The organism is Streptomyces sp. NPDC001889 (assembly GCF_053594535.1).
The window spans coordinates 31,493-51,156 of record NZ_JBSFER010000030.1 but is presented as its reverse complement, the minus strand read 5'-3'; the positions used below and the strand labels follow the sequence as shown (position 1 = coordinate 51,156).

At 73.6% G+C, this 19,664-nt stretch carries 15 protein-coding genes; 9 read left to right on the top strand and 6 right to left on the bottom strand.

Features of this window, described 5'->3' with window-relative positions; translation table 11 throughout:
- Positions 1–122: 122 nt before the first annotated feature.
- From ACWCRA_RS30290 to fxsA, 5 genes are all read left to right on the top strand, one after another.
- Positions 123–563: an Lrp/AsnC family transcriptional regulator gene (locus ACWCRA_RS30290; protein WP_351559752.1), complete on the top strand. Its 441-nt coding sequence runs from the start codon at positions 123–125 to the stop codon at positions 561–563.
- Between the two features lie 21 nt (positions 564–584).
- Entirely contained in the window at positions 585–2,222 is a 1,638-nt protein-coding gene (locus tag ACWCRA_RS30285; RefSeq protein WP_451069104.1) for an amidohydrolase, read from the top strand.
- A 539-nt stretch (positions 2,223–2,761) separates the two neighbouring features.
- Positions 2,762–3,547, top strand: coding sequence for a polyprenol monophosphomannose synthase (locus ACWCRA_RS30280; protein ID WP_351559756.1), 786 nt, complete (start codon positions 2,762–2,764; stop codon positions 3,545–3,547).
- A gap of 382 nt (positions 3,548–3,929) precedes the next feature.
- A complete protein-coding gene (locus tag ACWCRA_RS30275) occupies positions 3,930–4,796 on the top strand; it encodes a helix-turn-helix domain-containing protein (protein ID WP_351559758.1) in 867 nt (288 codons plus the stop codon).
- Positions 4,797–4,842: 46 nt separating this feature from the next.
- Positions 4,843–5,460 (top strand): FxsA family membrane protein, encoded by a 618-nt coding sequence (gene fxsA / locus ACWCRA_RS30270; RefSeq protein WP_451069103.1) that lies wholly within the window; start codon positions 4,843–4,845, stop codon positions 5,458–5,460.
- Between the two features lie 148 nt (positions 5,461–5,608).
- On the opposite strand, the gene ACWCRA_RS30265 is transcribed toward fxsA, so the two are convergent.
- From ACWCRA_RS30265 to yczE, 4 genes are all read right to left on the bottom strand, one after another.
- Positions 5,609–5,983: an RNA polymerase-binding protein RbpA gene (locus ACWCRA_RS30265; RefSeq protein WP_003959706.1), complete on the bottom strand. Its 375-nt coding sequence runs from the start codon at positions 5,981–5,983 to the stop codon at positions 5,609–5,611.
- A 267-nt stretch (positions 5,984–6,250) separates the two neighbouring features.
- On the bottom strand, positions 6,251–7,612 hold the full coding sequence (locus ACWCRA_RS30260) for an MFS transporter (protein ID WP_451069102.1): 1,362 nt from the start codon (positions 7,610–7,612) through the stop codon (positions 6,251–6,253).
- A gap of 25 nt (positions 7,613–7,637) precedes the next feature.
- A complete protein-coding gene (locus ACWCRA_RS30255; RefSeq protein ID WP_351559579.1) occupies positions 7,638–8,402 on the bottom strand; it encodes a glycerophosphodiester phosphodiesterase family protein in 765 nt (254 codons plus the stop codon).
- A complete protein-coding gene (gene yczE / locus ACWCRA_RS30250; RefSeq protein ID WP_351559577.1) occupies positions 8,399–9,109 on the bottom strand; it encodes a membrane protein YczE in 711 nt (236 codons plus the stop codon). Before yczE ends, ACWCRA_RS30255 begins: the two co-directional genes overlap by 4 nt.
- 64 nt (positions 9,110–9,173) lie before the next feature.
- Between yczE and ACWCRA_RS30245 the strand changes: the two genes are divergently transcribed.
- Positions 9,174–10,673 carry an SCO1417 family MocR-like transcription factor gene (locus ACWCRA_RS30245; RefSeq protein WP_351559575.1) on the top strand — a complete coding sequence of 500 codons (1,500 nt, stop codon included), beginning with the start codon at positions 9,174–9,176 and terminating at the stop codon, positions 10,671–10,673.
- A gap of 204 nt (positions 10,674–10,877) precedes the next feature.
- Here the strand turns inward: ACWCRA_RS30245 and ACWCRA_RS30240 are convergent, their stop codons facing one another.
- A complete protein-coding gene (locus ACWCRA_RS30240; RefSeq protein ID WP_451069101.1) occupies positions 10,878–12,476 on the bottom strand; it encodes a hypothetical protein in 1,599 nt (532 codons plus the stop codon).
- 151 nt (positions 12,477–12,627) lie between these two features.
- Positions 12,628–12,822, bottom strand: a complete 195-nt coding sequence (locus ACWCRA_RS30235) for a hypothetical protein (protein WP_351559571.1) — start codon at positions 12,820–12,822, stop codon at positions 12,628–12,630.
- Between the two features lie 327 nt (positions 12,823–13,149).
- Between ACWCRA_RS30235 and ACWCRA_RS30230 the strand changes: the two genes are divergently transcribed.
- The 3 genes from ACWCRA_RS30230 to ACWCRA_RS30220 all read left to right on the top strand — a co-directional run bounded on the left by ACWCRA_RS30230 (position 13,150) and on the right by ACWCRA_RS30220 (position 19,639).
- Entirely contained in the window at positions 13,150–13,542 is a 393-nt protein-coding gene (locus ACWCRA_RS30230; protein ID WP_351559569.1) for an ankyrin repeat domain-containing protein, read from the top strand.
- Positions 13,543–13,846: 304 nt separating this feature from the next.
- Complete coding sequence (locus ACWCRA_RS30225) at positions 13,847–15,265, top strand: HEAT repeat domain-containing protein (protein ID WP_351559567.1); 1,419 nt, start codon at positions 13,847–13,849, stop codon at positions 15,263–15,265.
- A gap of 633 nt (positions 15,266–15,898) precedes the next feature.
- Positions 15,899–19,639 (top strand): hydantoinase B/oxoprolinase family protein, encoded by a 3,741-nt coding sequence (locus ACWCRA_RS30220; RefSeq protein ID WP_451069100.1) that lies wholly within the window; start codon positions 15,899–15,901, stop codon positions 19,637–19,639.
- Positions 19,640–19,664 lie beyond the last annotated feature (25 nt).

Sequence of the window (19,664 nt, the reverse complement as noted above, 5' to 3'; positions counted from 1 at the left end):
ACCATCCGGTCACGGCCACGGGCCCTCCAGCACTGTGGCGTTCGTCACATGAGCGCCACAGATGCCCCGCCGGAACCCGCGGGAGTGTGCCGGAGACGGCTCGGCCAATTAGGTTGATCCGCATGGAGGACCTGGATCGTCAGATCGTTGAGTTGCTCGTCAGAGACGGGCGCATGAGCTACACCGACCTGGGCAAGGCCACCGGCCTGTCCACCTCGGCGGTGCACCAGCGGGTCCGCCGGCTGGAACAGCGCGGAGTCGTCCGGGGCTACGCCGCGGTCGTGGACCCCGAGGCGGTCGGGCTGCCGCTCACCGCGTTCATCTCGGCCAAGCCCTTCGACCCCAGCGCCCCCGACGACATCGCCGAACGCCTCGCCGGAGTCCCCGAGATCGAGGCCTGCCACAGCGTCGCCGGAGACGAGAACTACATCCTCAAGGTGCGCGTCGCCACCCCCCTGGAACTGGAGAACCTGCTCTCCCGCATCCGCTCCCTCGCCGGTGTCTCCACCCGCACCACCGTCGTCCTCTCCACCCCGTACGAGGCCCGCCCGCCGCGCATCTGAGCCACTCCCTAGGCTGGGGGCATGACCGAGAGCACCGACCTCCCCCGCGAGCACCGCACCACGCTGCTGCGCGGCGGAGAAGTCCACAGCCCCGCCGACCCCTTCGCCACCGCGATGGTCGTCGAACGAGGCCATATCGCCTGGGTCGGCTCCGAGGGAGCGGCCGACGCCTTCGCCGGCGGAGTCGACGAGACCGTCGACCTGGACGGCGCTCTGGTGACCCCCGCGTTCACCGACGCACATGTGCACACCACCGCCACCGGTCTCACCCTGACCGGACTCGACCTCTCCGGCGCCCGCTCCCTCGCCGAGGCCCTGCGCCTGGTGCGCGCGCACAGCGCCGCCCACCCGGCGGGCCGGGTCCTCATGGGCCACGGCTGGGACGCCTCCCGCTGGCCCGAGCGCCGCCACCCCTCCCGCGCCGAACTGGACGAGGCGAGCGGTGGCCGCCCCCTCTACCTCACCCGTATCGATGTCCACTCGGCCGTCGTCACCACCGCCCTGCTCGATCTGGTGCCCCAGGTCACCGGCTTGACCGGCTACCTCCCGGACGGCCCGCTCACCGAGGCGGCCCACCACGCCGTGCGGGCCGCCGCCCATGCCGCCGTCACCCCGGCCCAGCGCGAGGCGGCCCAGCGGGCGGCCCTGGAGCGCGCCGCGTCCCTGGGCATCGGCACCGTCCACGAGTGCGCCGGGCCCGACATCTCCGACGAGGAGGACTTCACCGCGCTGCTCGCCCTCGCCGGCTCCGCCCCGGGTCCCCGGGTCGTCGGCTACTGGGCCGAGCGGGTCGCGGACGCGAAGGACGCCCGGCGCGTCCGGGAACTCGGCGCCGCCGGCGCGGCCGGTGACCTCTTCGCCGACGGCTCCCTCGGCTCCCACACCGCGCATCTGCACGCCCCCTACGCCGACGCGGACCACCGGGGGAGCGCCCATCTGGACGCCGCCGCCGTCGCCGCCCATGTCACCGCCTGCACCGAGGCCGGGCTCCAGGCCGGATTCCACGCCATCGGGGACGCCGCCCTCACCGCCGTCGTGGACGGTGTGCGGGCCGCCGCCGGCACGCTCGGCCTCGCCCGGGTGCGCGCCGCCCGCCACCGTGTCGAGCACGCCGAGATGCTCACCCCCGACACCATCGCCGCCTTCGCCGAGTTCGGCCTCACCGCCTCCGTGCAGCCCGCCTTCGACGCGGCCTGGGGCGGCGACGAGGGCATGTACGCCCAGCGCCTGGGCGTGGAGCGGGCCCGCACCCTCAACCCGTACGCCGCCCTGCTCCGCGCGGGGGTGCCGCTCGCCCTCGGCTCCGACAGCCCGGTGACCCCGCTCGACCCCTGGGGCACGGTCCGCGCCGCCGCCTTCCACCGGACGCCCGGGCACCGGATCTCCGTCCGCGCGGCCTTCACCGCCCACACCCGGGGCGGCTGGCGCGCCGCCGGCCGGGACGACGCCGGCACGCTGGTGCCCGGGGCGCCCGCCGACTACGCGCTCTGGCGCACTGGGGAACTCGTCGTCCAGGCCCCCGACGACCGGGTCGCCCGCTGGTCCACGGACCCGCGCTCCGGCACCCCCGGACTGCCCGACCTCACCCCCGGAAACCCGCTCCCCGAATGTCTGCGGACGGTGGTCGGGGGCCACACCATCTGGACAAACCAGAGCTGAGCCGCTGAACGGGTGACGTACGGACATTTCGTACCGTGGACGGCTGTCCGGGATGCTCGTCCGCGACCTGCGGATCTTCGGCATGGAACCGGCCGAATTGGGCAAACCGCGCAGATCGCACGACTGTTGACACGGAGCGCCCAGGGGCGGGTAGGTTCGGCCGAGTCCACCACAGGACGTCCGACCGGCCGACCTCCACGCACTCGTCGAACGCCGCTGGGCCATGGGGCAGCGCACCGCACCGGAGCACCGCCACTGGGAGCCAGGTCCAGCGCCCGCGCCTCGGGGGCGAGGGAAGGTTTCAGCCGGACGGCGGGTGAGACCCGGACGGGGTCCGGCGTTCAGTAGACAACGGCTCTCGGTCGACCCGCAGCCGGCGGGTCCCAGGTCGGCCCGAAGGACGCCGGACCCCTGTCCGTACCCCTTCGGCCCCGGCACGGTCACGACCGCCGCCGACACCCCTTTTCCGTGCCGTCGCGGGGACCCGCCCGGCGATCGCTAAGGTGGGGCTCTGTGCACGGACATAAAAGGGGCCAGCAGTGAACGACGGCGCTAGGGACAGCGAAGCCCAGGCGAAGAGGTACGGGCCGCTCGGCAGATCCTTGGTGATCATCCCGACCTACAACGAGGCGGAGAACATCAGGTCGATCGTCTCCCGGGTGCGGGCCGCCGTGCCCGACGCGGACATCCTCGTCGCCGACGACAACAGCCCCGACGGCACCGGCAAGATCGCCGACGACCTCGCCGCCGACGACGAGCAGGTGCGGGTGCTGCACCGCAAGGGCAAGGAAGGGCTCGGCGCCGCCTACCTCGCGGGCTTCGACTGGGGCCTGGAGCACGGCTACGGCGTCCTGGTGGAGATGGACGCGGACGGCTCCCACCAGCCCGAGGAGCTGCCCCGGCTGCTGACCGCCCTCAAGGGCGCCGACCTGGTCCTCGGCTCCCGCTGGGTCCCCGGCGGCCGGGTGGTCAACTGGCCCAAGTACCGCGAGTTCCTCTCGCGCGGCGGCAGCACCTACTCGCGGCTCCTCCTGGGTCTGTCCATCCGCGATGTCACCGGGGGCTTCCGCGCCTTCCGCGCCGAGACCCTCCGCGGCCTGGGCCTCGGCCGGGTCACCTCCCAGGGCTACTGCTTCCAGGTCGATCTGGCCCGGCGGGCGGTCGCGTCGGGCTATCACGTGGTGGAGGTCCCCATCACGTTCGTCGAGCGCGAACACGGCGACTCCAAGATGAACCGCGAGATCGCCGTCGAGGCGCTGTGGCGGGTGGCCGGCTGGGGTCTCACGGACCGCACCAACCGGCTCCGCGGCCGTCCCACCCCCTGACCGGTCCGCCGGTCGGCCCCTAACACGCTGGACACCCCCTGTCCAGGGCAGCCCATGCCCTGGCAGTCGGACAGCTGTTCCCCGAAGCTGGTCGCAGACCCACCGAGCGGACTGGGTGGACCGGTACCGGCCATCCGTTCCGGTCAGCCGCGGACGGGGCGGCCCGGACCCGAACGGACGTACGGGACCGGGTACGGGGGACGTACGGGGGAACAGGGACCCCTGGGGTCGCGCCGGAAGCGGTGCGGCCCCGGGGCGGCCCGTGCCGAGGCCCGCGCCGGGCGACGCGGGCGCGGCGGCGGGCGGCGCTTATCGGACAAGGTTCCCTCCGCCCTCCGACGGAGGCTGCACCCGGCGTTTCCCCGGGCGGATAATCCGGACCATGCCCCTCCACAATCCTGAACTCCGGGATTTCCTGCTCTCCCGGCGAGCCCGGCTCTGCCCGGGCGACGTGGGGTTGCCCACCTCGGGGTCCCGGCGGGTCGACGGCCTGCGCAGGGAGGAGGTCGCCGCCCTCGCGGACGTCAGCGTGGACCACTACATCCGGCTGGAGCGCGGCCGGGCCTCCCAGGTCTCCGACACGGTTCTGGACGCGGTGGCCCGGGCCCTGCGGCTGAGCCCGGCCGAGCACCGCCATCTCTACCGCCTCGCCCGCCCCGACCCCGTGGCCCCCGCCGGCCAGGGCGGGACACCGGTACGGTCCGGGGTCCGCCAGGCCCTCCAGGCACTGGCCGCCCCCGCCTATCTGGTCGGCGCGCGCGGTGTCGTCCGGGAGTGGAACCGGCTGGCGGCCGAGGTCTTCGTCGACTTCGCCGGGATACCGCCCGAGCGCCGGCTCGTCGGCTGGATCGTCTTCACCGACCCGCGCGCCCGGGAGCTGTACGTCGACTGGGCGACCAAGGCCCACGAGACCACCGCGTTCCTCCGCTCCGAGGTCGCCGAGCACCCCCAGGACACGGAGCTGGCCGCGCACATCGCCGAGCTGAGCGCGGCGAGCACCACCTTCCGCGAGCTGTGGTCCCGGCACGCCGTTCCCGGCATCACCCACGGCACCACCGGCATCCGGCACCCCACGGCGGGCGTCCTGGAGCTGGCCTTCGAGACCATGCGGCTCACCGACGATCCGCGCGAGATCGTGGTCGTCTACTCGGCCGAGCCGGGATCGCCCTCCGCCGCCGCTCTGGCGCGGCTCGCGGAGGAGGACCGGCGGACCCGCGGTGTCCCCGCCGACCGGCGACGATCTTCCTGATCACCCCCTTACACCGCTCCGGCGGGCCGCCAGGCACACTGGGAGCATGACGACCGGCGCCACGCCCCCTCCGACCCCCGGCCCCCAGCGCTCACGCGCCCGCACCCTTGTCCCGCTCTCCGTCGCCGCCTGGCTGGTCCTGGAGATCTGGCTGCTGACCCTGGTCGCCGGGGCGGCCGGGGGACTGACCGTTCTCGCGCTGCTCATCGGCGGCGCCGTGGTCGGCGGAGCGGTCATCAAGCGGGCCGGGCGCAGGGCCTTCCGCACGCTGACGGAGACGCTTCAGCAGCAGCAGGGCGGCCCGTCCGCGACGGCCACCGGGAAGACCGGCGCGCCCGGCGGCAGCGGTGGCAACGGCTTTCTGATGCTGAGCGGGCTGCTCATCATGCTGCCCGGGCTGATCTCCGACGCGGCCGGCCTGCTGCTGCTGCTCCCGCCCGTGCGCTCCGCCCTCAGCCGGTACACGGAACGCTCGCTGGAGCGCCGGGTGAGCCGGATGGCCGGGATGGGCCCGGGCACGCTCGGGGACGCCTTCCAGCAGGCCCGTATGCGCCGCCCCGACGGAAAGGTGGTCCAGGGTGAGGTCATCCGCCCGGACGGCGGCCCCCAGGGCTCCTCGGCGCCCCACGGGGACGAGGGCCCGAAGCCCCCGCTGACCCGCTGACCCCACGCCCCCAGGGCTCTGACCGGCCTCACGGAAGAGCCGCGGCTCGCACGGAGAGCCATGGACCTCACAGAAAAGCCGCGGGCCGTGCCACACAAGGTGTGGCACGGCCCGCGGCTCTTGTCTCGCCTGGTGCTCTAGAGATCCGTTAAGCGGACTTCCTGCTGTCGCGCGGATGCACGGCAATGTTCATGGCACCGGAGCGCAGGACCGCCAGCCTCTCGGCCAGCACCTCCTCCAGCTCCTCGCGGGTACGCCGCTCCATGAGCATGTCCCAGTGCGTGCGCGCGGGCTTGCCCTTCTTCTCTTCGGGGCCGTCCCCGTCCACCAGGAGTGCCTGGGCGCCGCACGCCTTGCACTCCCACTCCGGCGGAATTTCTGCCTCGACCGAGAACGGCATCTCAAACCGATGTCCGTTCTGGCATGCGTACTCCACCGCCTGGCGCGGGGCCAGATCGATGCCGCGGTCCGTCTCGTAGCTGGTAACCACGAGTCGCGTGCCGCGGAGAGCTCGCTCACTCATGAATCGTGCCTCCCGGGCTTGTCGCCCACAGGACAGGTGTCGCTGTCGTCGTCATCCGGTCAACGTCCGGTCGGCCGTAAAGATTCCCGTTCCGGGTCATGCGTCGCCCGTCGTGCCGCTGCTTTCCCAAAGTTGGGGTACCCGCCAGTGCCCGGTTTGTCACATCTGGCAGAAAGTGTCACCCACGGATTCCACTTCCCCCCTGTGCGCAGTAACGGTCCGCCTGGCAGGCCAACCGCGTACACTACCGGCCTTTCACTTCGCCGTCTAAATCCGGTCCGGCACCGGATTGCCCGCCGCCGCCACCGCACGACTGAGAGGTACCCGCGCCAGCAGCGCGAAACCCACTCCGAAGAAGATCACCAAAGAGACGATCGCATCGCGATAACTGCCGGTCAGCTGGTACGCCAGGCCAAAGAACAGCGGTCCGAGCCAGCTCAGGCCGCGATCGCTCATCTCGTACGCCGAGAAGTACGCCGCCTCTTTCCCGCGCGGAACCAGATGTGAGAAGAGCGACCTCGACAGCGCCTGGCTGCCGCCCAGAACCAGTCCGATCGCCGCGGCCAGCGCGTAGAACCACCCCGGCGAGCGGGCCGGGAGGAAGAAACCGGCGGTCAGGATCAGCGTCCACACCGCCAGCGAGGCCAGGATGGTCCGTTTCGCGCCATGGATACGGGCCAGCCACCCCATCCCCAGCGCCCCCGCCACCGCGAGCACCTGCACCAGCAGCACCGCGATGATCAGCGTCGTCTGGTCGAGGCGCAGCTCCCGCGACCCGTAGATGGACGCCTGGGAGATGACCGTCTGGATGCCGTCGTTGTAGACCAGATACGCCAGCAGGAACGACAGGGTCAGCGGATGGCGGCGCATGTCCTTGAGGGTCGCCACGAGCTGTCCCCACCCGGAACCGACCATCCCCTCCCCTCCCGGCGGTATCCGCCGGTCCCGCAGGCGGCGCAGCGGAATCAGGGTGAAGGCGCCCCACCACAGCCCGGCCGACGCCAGACAGATCCGTACCGCCTCCGCCTCCGACAGTCCGAAGGAGTCGTGGCCGCTGTACAGCACCAGGTCGAGCACGAGCACCAGGGCGCCCGATGTGTAGCCGAACGCCCAGCCCCGCGAGGACACGGCGTCGCGCTCGGCGGGCTCCGCGAGCTGGGGGAGATAGGCGTTGTAGAGCACCATCGACACCGACAGCGAGGCGTTCGCCACGATCAGGAGCAGCGCGCCCAGCGCGTACCGCTCCCCGTCCAGGAAGAACATGCCCGCCGTGGCGGCGGCCCCGGTGTAGGCGGAGACCGCGAGGAGCGGCTTCTTCCGGCCCGTGCGGTCGGCCCAGGCGCCCGCCAGCGGCATCAGCAGCACCGCCAGCACCACCGAGGCCGAGACCGCGTACGCGAAGAGCGAACCCGCCCGCACCGGGACACCCAGCGGATGGACGAAGCCGTCCGCGTCCGCCGCGGCCTCCGCCACCGAGGTCAGATACGGCCCCAGGAAGACCGTGAGCACGCTCGTCGAGTACACGGAGCAGGCGAAGTCGTAGAAGTACCAGCCGCGCTGCTCGCGCGCGCGGTCGCCGAGCCCGCCCGCCGCCGGCTCCGATTCCGTGCCCGCGGTGTCGGCCGTCATCCGTCCCCCCTCGTACTGCTGCCGGTCAGCGCCAGGCCCCCCGCTCGGTCAGCACCGTGCGCAGCGTCTCCAGACGATCCGTCATGATGCCATCCACCCCCAGGTCCAGGAGCGCCCTCATCCGGGCCGGATCGTTCACCGTCCAGACGTGGACCTGGAGCCCCCGGGCGTGGGCCGCGCGGACGAACCGCCGGTCCACCACCCGTACCCCGCCCTGCCGCTCCGGAACCTGGGCGCACACCGCGCCCGCGCGCAGCGCCGCGGGCAGGCCCAGCGACCGCAGCCGCAGCGCCAGCGCTCCCCGGACCCCGTACGACGTGGCCAGGCGAGGGCCGGCCAGCCGGGCCGCGCGGGCCACCCGGCCCTCGGAGAAGGAGCCGGCGCAGACCCGGTCCCAGGCGCCGGTCCGGCGCACCAGCTCCACCAGGGGAGCCACCGCCGAATCCGCCTTGATGTCGATGTTCCAGCGCGCGCCGGGGAACTCCTCCAGCAGCTCCTCGAAGAGGGGGAGCGGCTCCCGCCCCGCGACCCTCGCCCGCCGCACCCGGCTCCACGGGAGCCGGTCCAGCCGCCCGCGCGCGTCCGTCACCCGGTCCAGCGTCGCGTCGTGGAACGCGACCATCCGTCCGTCGGCGGTGGTGCGCACATCCGTCTCGAAGCAGCGGTAGCCGAGGGAGGCCGCCCGCCGGAACGCGGCGGCCGTGTTCTCCGTGCCGTCCGCCGCGCCGCCGCGATGGGCGAACGCCAGCGGAAGGGGATGGTCCAGATAGGGGTGGCGTACAACAGTCACCGCCGCAGTATCGCCCGTTCGGGTGTCCCTCCGGCGACCACGGTGCCGCCCTGCCGCACCGGGCCGGTGAACAGGCGCAGGAAGAACTGGGCCAGCGGGCCGATCGCCAGGGCGTACGCGACGGTGGCGACGCCCACCGAGCCGCCGAGGGCGAAGCCCGTCGCCACCACGGCCACCTCGATCCCCGTCCGCATCAGCCGCAGGGAGCGGCCGGTGACCCGGTGCAGGCCCGTCATCAGACCGTCCCGCGGGCCCGGGCCGAAGCGGGCCGCGATGTAGAGGCCGGTCGCCGCCCCGTTGAGCACGATGCCCGCGACCACCGCCGGGATCTGCGCGGTCCAGCCGTGCAGATCGGGCAGGAGCGCCAGGGTCCCGTCCATCGCCAGACCGATCACCACGACATTGGAGACCGTGCCGAGCCCCGGCCGCTGGCGCAGCGGTATCCAGAGCAGCAGCACCGCCGCGCCGACGAGGATCGTCACCGTCCCGATCGTCAGTCCCGTCCGCCCGGCGAGCCCCTGGTGCAGAACGTTCCACGGCTCCAGACCGAGACCGGCGCGCACCAGCAGCGCCGAGCTGGCCCCGTACAGCGCCAGACCGGCGTAGAGCTGGAAAAGCCTGCGGGGAAGACGGGTGGACCCGGCGGACCCGGTGGACCCTGAGAACGACACGGTGGTGGCCCCTCTGGTGGTTCTGGACTGACTCATGTCACTCTGTGGCTATGGAGCAGATGGCAACCATGGCCAATTCCGGGAAGGTGGACTGATTTCCATGACGCAGTGGACTTCTGCGGTGGGAGCGGCGCAGCTGGCTCGCCAGCTCGGCGCGCAACAGCCCCGCCCCGCCGGGCCCGGCACCCGCAAGCCGCCCGCCTACCGGGCACTCGCCGACGGTGTCCGGCTGCTCGTCCTCGAAGGCCGGGTCCCCGTGGCCGCCCGGCTCCCCGCCGAGCGGGAACTCGCCATCGCGCTCTCCGTCAGCCGCACCACCGTCGCGGCGGCCTACGAGGCGCTGCGCTCCGAGGGCTTTCTCGAATCCCGCAGGGGCGCGGGGAGCTGGACCGCCGTGCCCGCCGGGAACCCGCTGCCCGCGCGGGGCCTCGAACCGCTGCCGCCGGAATCCCTCGGCTCCATGATCGACCTCGGCTGCGCCGCGCTGCCCGCGCCCGAGCCCTGGCTCACCCGCGGCATCCAGGGCGCGCTGGAGGAGCTGCCGCCGTACGCGCACACCCACGGCGACTACCCGGCCGGAATCCCCGCCCTGCGGCAGATGCTCGCCGACCGCTACACCGAGCGCGGCATCCCCACCATGCCCGAGCAGATCATGGTCACCACCGGGGCCATGGGCGCCATGGACGCCATCTGCCATCTCTTCGCCGGGCGCGGCGAGCGGATCGCCGTCGAGTCGCCCTCGTACGCCAACATCCTCCAGCTGATGCGCGAGGCCGGGGCCCGGCTGGTGCCGGTGGCGATGGAGGAGGGGCTCGGCGGCTGGGATCTGCCGCGCTGGCGGCAGGTGCTGAGGGACGCGGCGCCGCGCCTGGCGTATGTGGTCGCCGACTTCCACAACCCCACCGGCGCGCTCGCCGACGAGGACCAGCGCCGGCGGCTGGTCGACGCGGCCCGCTCCGCCGGTACGGTCCTGGTGGTCGACGAGACCATGTCGGAGCTGCACTTCGACGAGGGGCACCCGATGCCCCGGCCGGTCTGCGCCTTCGACCCGGCCGGCTCCACGGTGCTGACCGTCGGCTCCGCGAGCAAGGCGTTCTGGGCAGGGATGCGGATCGGCTGGGTCCGGGCGTCCCCCGAGGTGATCCGCTCACTGGTCGCCGCGCGCGCCTACGCGGACCTCGGCACTCCCGTCCTGGAGCAGCTGGGGGTGAACTGGCTGCTGCGGACCGGCGGATGGGAGCAGGCGGTGGCCGTGCGCCGCACACAGGCCCGGGAGAACCGCGACGCCCTGGTGGCGGCGGTGCGCCGGGAGCTGCCCGAGTGGGAGTTCGCCGTCCCGGACGGCGGGCTGACCCTCTGGGTGCGCACCGGCGGGCTCTCCGGCTCACGCCTCGCCGAGGTCGGGGAGCGGGTGGGGGTACGGGTGCCGTCCGGCCCGCGCTTCGGTGTCGACGGGGCCTTCGAGGGCTTCGTCCGGCTGCCCTTCACGGTCGGCGGCCCGGTCGCCGACGAGGCGGCGGCCCGCCTGGCGGCAGCCGCCCGCCTGGTGGAAACGGGCGCGACAACGGGCACGGAGGCTCCCCGCACCTTCGTGGCGTGAACACCCTCCGGCGAGCCTCCTGTCATCGGCCCGGCGACCCTGCGCGCCCCCGGCCCGCCCGGCCCTCGGGGGCAGGGGCCCGCGCTGTGTGGTGCGCGGCCGGGTTCCGGATTCCCGGCCTGGTGGTGGTGAGTTTCAGCCGGTCCGGCGTTTGAGGACGGGCCCCGCGCCACGGGGGCCCGCACCCCGCGACACCCAGCCCCCTCAACCAGCCACCGGGTCCTGCGCCGGCACCTGATCCCCCACCCGCGCCCCGCCCGTCCCGCTCACCCCACCCTCCCCGCCCTCCCCGCCGTCAGCCGAGCACCCCGGCAGCAGCTCCAGCACCGCCCGCCGCTCCCCCTCGCTCGTCGCGTCGTCGTACGGGTCCGGCGTGGCCGGCACCTGGAGCCTGAACACCGGCCCCGTCCCCAGCCGGGCATACCCCCTCCCCGGCGGCACATCGGGCGTCGGCGTGGTGTGCGGAGCCGTCCCGAGCACCGCCGCGACCTGGTCGAATCCGGCGGGCCCGAGCACCACCCGGGCGCGGGTCCGCGCCCGTACCGCCTCGTCGAGCGTGTCCAGGCTGTCGAACTGCTCGGCCACCACCACGGTCACCGAAGCCGCCCTGCCGTGCCGCAGCGGCACCTGGAGCAGGGTCTGCGGGTCGGTGTGCCCGTCGGCGGCGGCCAGGTGCCCGAGGACGCCCGGCCGGTCGACCAGAATCCACAGCGGCCGCTTGACGTCCTCGGGCAGCGGATGACCCGCCTGCCGGGCCCGGTTCGCCCCGATCAGCCGGCGCTCGGTCTCGTGCGCCGCCCACTCCAGGCTGCTCAGCGCCCCGGCGAGCCCGCACTCGACCGCCAGTACCCCCGGCCGCCCGGTCAGCGCCCCGTACTCCCCGGTCCCGCCGCCCTCCACGATCAGCACATCACCGTGCTGAAGGGCCTGGAGCGCGATCGAGCGCAGCAGGGTCGTGGTCCCTCCGCCGGGCAGCCCGACCGCGAGCAGATGCGGCTCGGTGGAGCGCGGCCCGGTGCGCCAGATCACCGGGGGAGCGTCCCGGGTCTCCTCGCCGTCCGTCACCGGCACGGTGCGCTGCACCGCCTCGGCGTCGGTGAAGCCCAGCACCGTCTCCCCGGGGGCGGTGACGAAGCGCTGGGCGGCGATGCCGGTGGAGAGCGCCGGCAGCACACTCATCAGGAGCTGGTTCCCCTCCTCGTCCCAGCGGAAGCGGTACTCGCGGCCCCGCCCCGACTTGGCGTGCAGCAACTGCTCGATCCGGGCCCGGGACTCCGCCTCCCCGTCGGTGAAGTACGCGGGGTAGGCCATCCGGAGCCCGGTCAGCCGGCCGTTCCCGTCGAAGGCCGGGTCGTGGAAGGCCGAGGTCCAGTCGCCGCCGTGGCGGTAGAGCGGGGAGGGGTCGTCGGGCACGGAGAAGTACGGCACCAGGGCCTCGTACAGACACTGGAGCCGCCCCGCCTCCGCCTCGTCGGGGCCGGTCCGCACGGGGGCGCGCTCCCGCCCCTTCCAGGCCGCGACGGCCATCAGCGAGATCAGCCCCAGCACCGGACCGAACGGGACGAGCGCGACCGCCATCACACCGCTCGCCACCAGGAGGAGCGTGGGGCCGCGCCGGTCCTTGGGCGTCTCGCCCCACTTCCGGTGGGCGGACACCGCCAGCCGCCGCAGCCCGCGCGAGACCGTGATCAGGGGGTGGAGCACATCGGTGGCGCTGTCGGCCGCCGAACGTGCGATCTCCCTGGTCCGGGCGATCTGCGCCGATCCGCTGCTCAGAATGCGGGGGAGTGGGCGCGGGGCCACATCGGTCTCCTGGGGGTGCGGGGCAAAAGTGCGGGCCAAAGGGGCGGGGATGAGGCGCCGGGCGGGCGGCGCCGACGGTGGTGGACCCGACCGGCGGCGCCGGTGGTGGACGGCGCGGGACGCGGTGGGGGAGCGGCCGTGGCCGTCCCGCTCAGAACTTGATCCCGCCCAGGAGGCTGGCGAGGCTCTGGCTGCCGGCCTTGATGCTCGGCGCGATGGCGGTGCCGGCCATGAAAAAACCGAAGAGTGCGCAGGTCACGGCGTGGGAGGCCTTGAGGCCGCCCTTCCTGAAGAAGAGGAAGACGATGATCGCGAGCAGCACGACGCCCGACATGGAAAGGATCATGAGGTTCTCCTGGGTGAGGGGACGGTCACCATGAGTTCTTCCAACCTCACAGGAAGTATCTATGCGATAAAAGGTGCAAATGAGTGAAAAACTCAGTAATTCACTGCACTGGTGGACGGAGACCCCTTGCTCGGCGGGCACACTCCGCCCCCACACGGCACAGTGCCCCCGGCACCGCCGGAACGTGCCCCGCGGCACAGGGCAGGGCAGTAATCTGTCCCGGTTCACCCGTACGGCACTCCCCGCCGTGCGGACCCGCGCCGCCAGGGGTACGACCCATCCCGTACCCCCGGCACCCCGACAGCCCAGAGAAAGGCGGTCCCCTCGATGAGCGAGGCCCCGGACCCCGAGGTCATCGAACTCGCGACCAAGGTCTTCGACCTGGCCCGCCAGGGAGAGACCGAGGCGCTCGCCGCGTACATCGACGCGGGAGTTCCCGCCAACCTCACCAATGACCGCGGCGACACCCTGGTGATGCTCGCCGCCTATCACGGCCACCCCGCCGCCGTCGAGGCCCTCATCGCCCGTGGCGCGGACCCGGACCGGCACAACGACCGGGGACAGACCCCGCTCGCCGGAGCCGTCTTCAAGGGCGAGGACGCCGTCGTCCGCGCACTTCTGGACGGCGGGGCCGACCCCTCCGCCGGAACCCCCTCCGCCGTGGATACCGCGCGAATGTTTGGGAAGACAGAGCTTCTGGAGCTGTTCGGCAGCCGCTGAGGCGGCCGGGCAGCACACGGACTGCACGCTCCGGGCCCCCCGGACCGACCCCTGACCACCCCCGGAGCCCCTGGCAGGGGCGTCGTAAATGTGGTCGCGGTGGCGATATGGGTGGGTCATCATGACGACGGGCCCTGTCCTGGACATCACCGGGAATTCCCCTGGGGCTCACCGACGAGAGGCAGGAAGATGGGCTACACCAAGCGGAAGACGCGCATGACGACGGGCGGCCCCACATGCTGCTGCGCGGCCTAGGCATCTCCATTCCCCGGTTGCGTCGAGAGCTTGATGTGAGGCCTTCCCCATGTTCGATCCAGTCATAGCGCCGAGCGGCACGCTGCTCGGCCTGTTGCAGAGGGGCCGCGGCGACGGCACGCTGCACGCGCTCGCCGCGCCCCGCGCCGAAGCGCTCGCCGCCCTCAACCACTGTGTGCTCAATGATCCCCGCCACGACTGGCAGGTCGAGAACCGCTCCCTGTACTACGCCCGCCTCTACCTGGACCTCCACGGCGGGCTGGAGGAGATCGAACGGCACCTGAGCGACGCCGACGACCATCTCGACACGGACGAGGCCAGAACCGGCCTCGCCCTCGCGGTCCTCGGCCACCTCGCCTCCTACGGCCGGGACGACGCCCTGCGGCTGCTGCGCGGCTATGCCGCGACCGGCGCCAACTGGGCCTGGGCCCTCGACGAGCTGGCCGTGCGCGACGACGACACGTCGCTTCGCTCGCTCGCCGTGCCGATCCTCGCCAGATTCCCGGCCACCCCGGACGGCGAGGCCGAGCTGGCCGCCGCCGTACGGGACGCCTTCGAGCCCCGGCCCTGGCGGCTCTGGGCCGAGGACCCCCGGCCGTCGGTGGGCGCCCGGGTGCGCGCCGCCGGGGAGACGGGCTCGTTCGACCGCTGGCAGCGGCAGATGCGTCCCACCGGGCCGCGCCCCGGCTGGAGCGTCCAGGCCGTGCTGGACTGGGCCGATCAGGGCCTGGAGCGCGGCAATCCGCTCCATGTGCCCGCCGCGCGCTGTCTGTCCGCCGTCGCCGGCGCCGACGACAGGCCCGCGATCGTCACAGCGGCCCGCGAGGGGAACGACGGCGCGCGCTGCGCCGCCCTGCACTACCTCGCCGAATGCCGGGACCCCGTCGTCCTGGATCTGATCGAGGCGGCGGTCGCCGTGGGCCCCCGCGCCGTCTCCGACGCCGCGATCGCCGCGTTCGAGCGAATGTGCGGGGACGAAGCCGTCGACCGCGCCCGCGGCTGGGTCCACCGGCCCGACGCGCTCGGGGCCTCCGCGGCGGGCGTGCTCGCCTGCCGGGGAGACGCGGGCGACGACCGGCTCGTCCTCGGCGCGCTCCGCGAGACGGTACGGGCCGACGGGCCCGACGCCCCGCTGCTGCGCACACTCGTGGACGGCGCCGGGCGTCTCGGCATCAGCTGCGCGGCCCCGGTTCTGCGCCATGTCTACCGCGAGACGTCCTCGTCCCAGCTCCGGGGGCGCGCGGCCCGGGCGCTCGCCGCGACGGACGGCTCCTTCGCGACGGGCTTCGCCGTCGAGTGCCTCTGGGACTGCGAGGAGACCACCCGCGAGGTCGCCGCCCGGCACGCCGAGACCGGGGATGTCCGGGTCGCCGACCGCCTGCGCCGCCTGGCCGCCGACCCGGCGGAGGAGGCCGAGGTCCAGACCGCGGTCCGCAGCAGAATGGGCCCGGACCCCCAGACGGTCTGACCCGGGCACCACACCCGTCGGGCCCGCCCCGTCGGGGCCGTACGCCCTCGCCGTACGCCGCCGCTGGGCTCCGGCCCCAGCGGCGGCGTACGGCTGGTCGGGTACGGCTGGTCGGGTACGGCTGGTCGGGTACGGCTGGTCGGGTACGGCTGGTCGGGTACGGCTGGTCGGGTACGGCGCGCTGCCCCGGGTCCGTGGCGTGCGGCGCGCAGGGTGCGGGCCGCCAGGCACGGCGTGTCGCGTACGGCGTGCTGGGAGCACCGAGCCGGGACCGGGGCCGGGGCCGGCCCGACGCGCGCGGTCCTCCGACACCACCCCCTGCGTCGCCTTCCGCACGGAACCACCCCCTCCCCTTCCGTGCGGAACGCCCGGGCGTGCGAGAGCCGGAGGCCGCGCTGGACCACAGCCCCCGCCGCCGCGCGCCCGAGGCGGGGGGCGACTCCCGGGCCGGGCGCGAGGCGGCACCCACCCCTCCCCACCCGTACGCGAGGGCGCACCGGCCCGCCCGCACGGCGGCATCCCCACCCCCGGCGCGGTCCGGTCCGCCCGCTCGCCCGCCCCCGCGAGGTCCCCGCCCCCGCGAGGCCCCCCGCTCACCGGGTCCGTAGCCGCTTCGCTTGCCAGAATGAGGGCATGACCGGGCGCTGGGAGTTCTGGATCGACCGAGGCGGCACGTTCACCGACATCGTCGGGCGGCGGCCCGACGGGCGGCTCGTCACCCGCAAGCTGCTCTCGCACGACCCCGACCGCTACCGGGACGCCGCCGTCGCCGGAATCCGGCTGCTCCTGGGCACCGGACCGGACGCCCCCGTCCCCGCCGACCGGGTCGCGAGCGTCCGGATGGGCACCACCGTCGCCACCAACGCCCTCCTGGAGCGGCGCGGCGAGCCGACCGTCCTCCTCATCACCGAGGGCTTCCGCGACGCCCTGCGGATCGCCTACCAGAACCGGCCCCGGATCTTCGACCGCCACATCGTGCTCCCCGAAGCGGTGTACGAACGCGTCATCGAGGTACCCGAGCGCGTCGACGCCCACGGCACCGTCGTCCGTCCGCTCGATCTGCCCCGGGTCACCGAACAGCTCCGCCGGGCCCGCGCCGACGGCTTCAGCAGCGCGGCCGTCGTCCTGATGCACGGCTACCGGCACCCCGCGCACGAGACGCGGGTCGCCGAGGCCGCCCACGACCTCGGATTCACCCAGATCAGCTGCTCCCACGAGGTCAGCCCTCTGATCAAACTGATCCCGCGCGGCGACACCACCGTCGTGGACGCCTATCTCTCCCCGGTCCTGCGCCGGTACGTGGACGGCATCGCCGGCGAACTCGACGGCATCCGCCTGATGTTCATGCAGTCCAACGGCGGTCTGCGCGAGGCCGCACACTTCCGGGGCAAGGACGCCGTGCTCTCCGGCCCGGCCGGCGGGGTCGTCGGCATGGCGCGCACCGCGGCCCAGGCCGGATTCGACCGGGTCATCGGCTTCGACATGGGAGGCACCTCCACCGATGTCTCGCACTACGCGGGCGAGTTCGAACGCGAACTGGACACCCGGGTCGCGGGTGTACGGATGCGCGCGCCCATGATGAACATCCACACCGTCGCCGCGGGCGGCGGCTCCGTACTCCACTTCGACGGCCGCCGCTACCGCGTCGGCCCCGATTCCGCGGGCGCCGACCCCGGCCCCGCCTGCTACCGGCGCGGCGGCCCCCTCACCGTCACCGACGCCAATGTGATGCTGGGCCGTGTCCAGCCCGCCCACTTCCCCGCCGTCTTCGGACCGGGCGGCGACCAGCCGCTGGACGCCCGTACCGTGCGCGAGCGCTTCACCGCGCTCGCCCGCCGGATCGGTACGGAGACCGGCACCACGCCCACCCCCGAGGAGGTCGCCTCGGGTTTCCTGGAGATCGCCGTGCTCAATATGGCGAACGCGGTCAAGAAGATCTCCGTCCAGCGCGGGCACGACATCACCCGCTACGCCCTCAACTCCTTCGGGGGCGCGGGCGGACAGCACGCCTGCGCGGTCGCCGACGCCCTCGGCGTCGACACCGTCCTCGTACCGCCGCTCGCCGGGGTGCTCTCCGCGTACGGCATCGGGCTCGCCGACGCCACCGCCATGCGCGAACAGTCCGTGGAGGCCGAACTCGACGAGGGCTCCCTCGCCCGGGTCCGCGACCTGTGCGAGCGGCTCGCCGCCCGCACCCGCGCGGAGCTGCGGGCCGACGGCATCCCCGAGGACGCGATCACCACCCGGGCCCGGGTGCTGCTCCGCTACGCGGGCACGGACGCGAGCCTGCCCGTACCGCTGGACACCGTCCCCGCGATGAAGGACGCCTTCGCATCGGCCCACCGGGCCCGTTACGCGTTCACCATGGAGAAGCCCCTCGTGGTGGAGGCCGTGTCGGTGGAGGCGGTGGGCGGCCCGTCGCCGGACGGCCCCGAGGAAGCCGGAGGCCCCGTGGAGCCCGCTAAGCCCGTGGAGCCCGCTAAGCCCGTGGAGCCCGCTAAGCCCGCGGACTCCGCTAAGCCCGCGGAATCCCCGGAAGACGACCCGCCCGGTGGCGAGTCCACGCCGCCCACCCCCGTCACCATGTTCGTCGACGGCGCGGAGCGGGAAATCCCTCTTCACCAGCGGGCCGGCCTCGGGCCGGGCGACGGGGTCGACGGACCCGCGATCATCGCGGAGGCCGACGCCACGACCGTCGTCGACCCCGGCTGGCGCGCCCGGGTCCACCCGCAGGGCCATCTGCTGCTCACCCGCGTCCTGCCCCGCCCCGACCGGGTCGCGGCCGGCACCGAGGTCGACCCCGTCCTCCTGGAGGTGTTCAACAACCTCTTCATGTCCATCGCCGAGCAGATGGGCGTACGCCTGGAGAACACCGCCCACTCCGTCAACATCAAGGAGCGGCTCGACTTCTCCTGCGCCCTCTTCGACCCCGAGGGCAATCTCATCGCCAACGCCCCCCACATCCCGGTCCACCTCGGCTCGATGGGGGAGTCGATCAAGGAGGTGCTGCGCCGCAACGGCGACCGGCTGCGCCCCGGGGATGTGTACGCGATCAACGATCCGTACCACGGCGGCACCCATCTGCCCGATGTGACCGTGGTGACCCCGGTCTTCGGCCCGGCCCCCGACTCCGGCCCGGCCCCTGCCCCGGCCCCCGCCGCCGCCCGGGGGGCCGAACTGCTCTTCCTGGTGGCGTCGCGCGGTCACCACGCCGAGATCGGCGGGATCACCCCCGGCTCCATGCCCGCCTTCAGCCGGACCATCGAGGACGAGGGCGTCCTCTTCGACAACTGGCTGCTGGTCCGGGACGGCCGGCTGCGCGAGCGCGAGACCCGCGAACTCCTCACCGGCGCGGCCCACCCCTCCCGCGCGCCCGATCTCAACATCGCCGATCTGCGGGCCCAGATCGCCGCCAATGAGAAGGGCATCACGGAACTGCGCCGCATGGCCGACCAGTTCGGTCTCGATGTCGTCCACGCCTATATGCGCCATGTGCGGGACAACGCGGAGGAGTCGGTCCGCCGGCTGGTCGCCGGGCTGCGCGACGGCGAGTACCGGTACGAGACCGACGGCGGCGCGGTCATCCGCGTGGCCCTGCGGATCGACCGCGCCCGGCGCGGCGCCCTCATCGACTTCACCGGCACCTCCCCGCAGCAGCCCGGCAACGCCAACGCACCCACCTCGGTGGTGATGGCGGCGGTGCTCTATGTCTTCCGGACCCTGGTCGGCGAGGACATCCCGCTCAACAGCGGCTGCCTGGAACCCCTGGAGGTGCGGGTCCCCGAGGGCTCCATGCTCGCGCCCGCGTTCCCCGCCGCCACCGTCGCCGGCAATGTGGAGACCTCCCAGGCCGTCACCGGAGCGCTGTACGCGGCGCTCGGCGTCCAGGCCGAGGGGGCCGGCACCATGAACAATCTGACCTTCGGCAACGACCGGGTGCAGTACTACGAGACGGTGGCGAGCGGCTCCGGCGCCGGCGACGGCTTCCCGGGCACGGACGCCGTCCAGACCCATATGACCAACTCCCGCCTCACCGACCCCGAAGTCCTGGAATGGCGCTGTCCGGTGCGCGTCGACGCCTTCTCGGTCCGGCACGGGAGCGGCGGTACGGGCCGCTGGCCCGGCGGCGCCGGAACCGTACGGCGGCTGCGCTTCCTGGAGCCGATGACGGTGACCCTGCTGACCGGGAACCGGCGCGTCGCGCCCTACGGCATGGCCGGCGGCAGCCCGGGGGCCCTCGGCAGGAACACCCTGGAGCGGGCGGACGGTGAGGTGACCCCACTGGACGGAGTCGACTCCGCCGAGGTCGGGCCCGGGGATGTGCTCGTCATGGAGACACCGGGCGGCGGCGGCTACGGCCCGCCACCCCTCTGACCCGCCCCGGGCCCCGCCCGTCTCC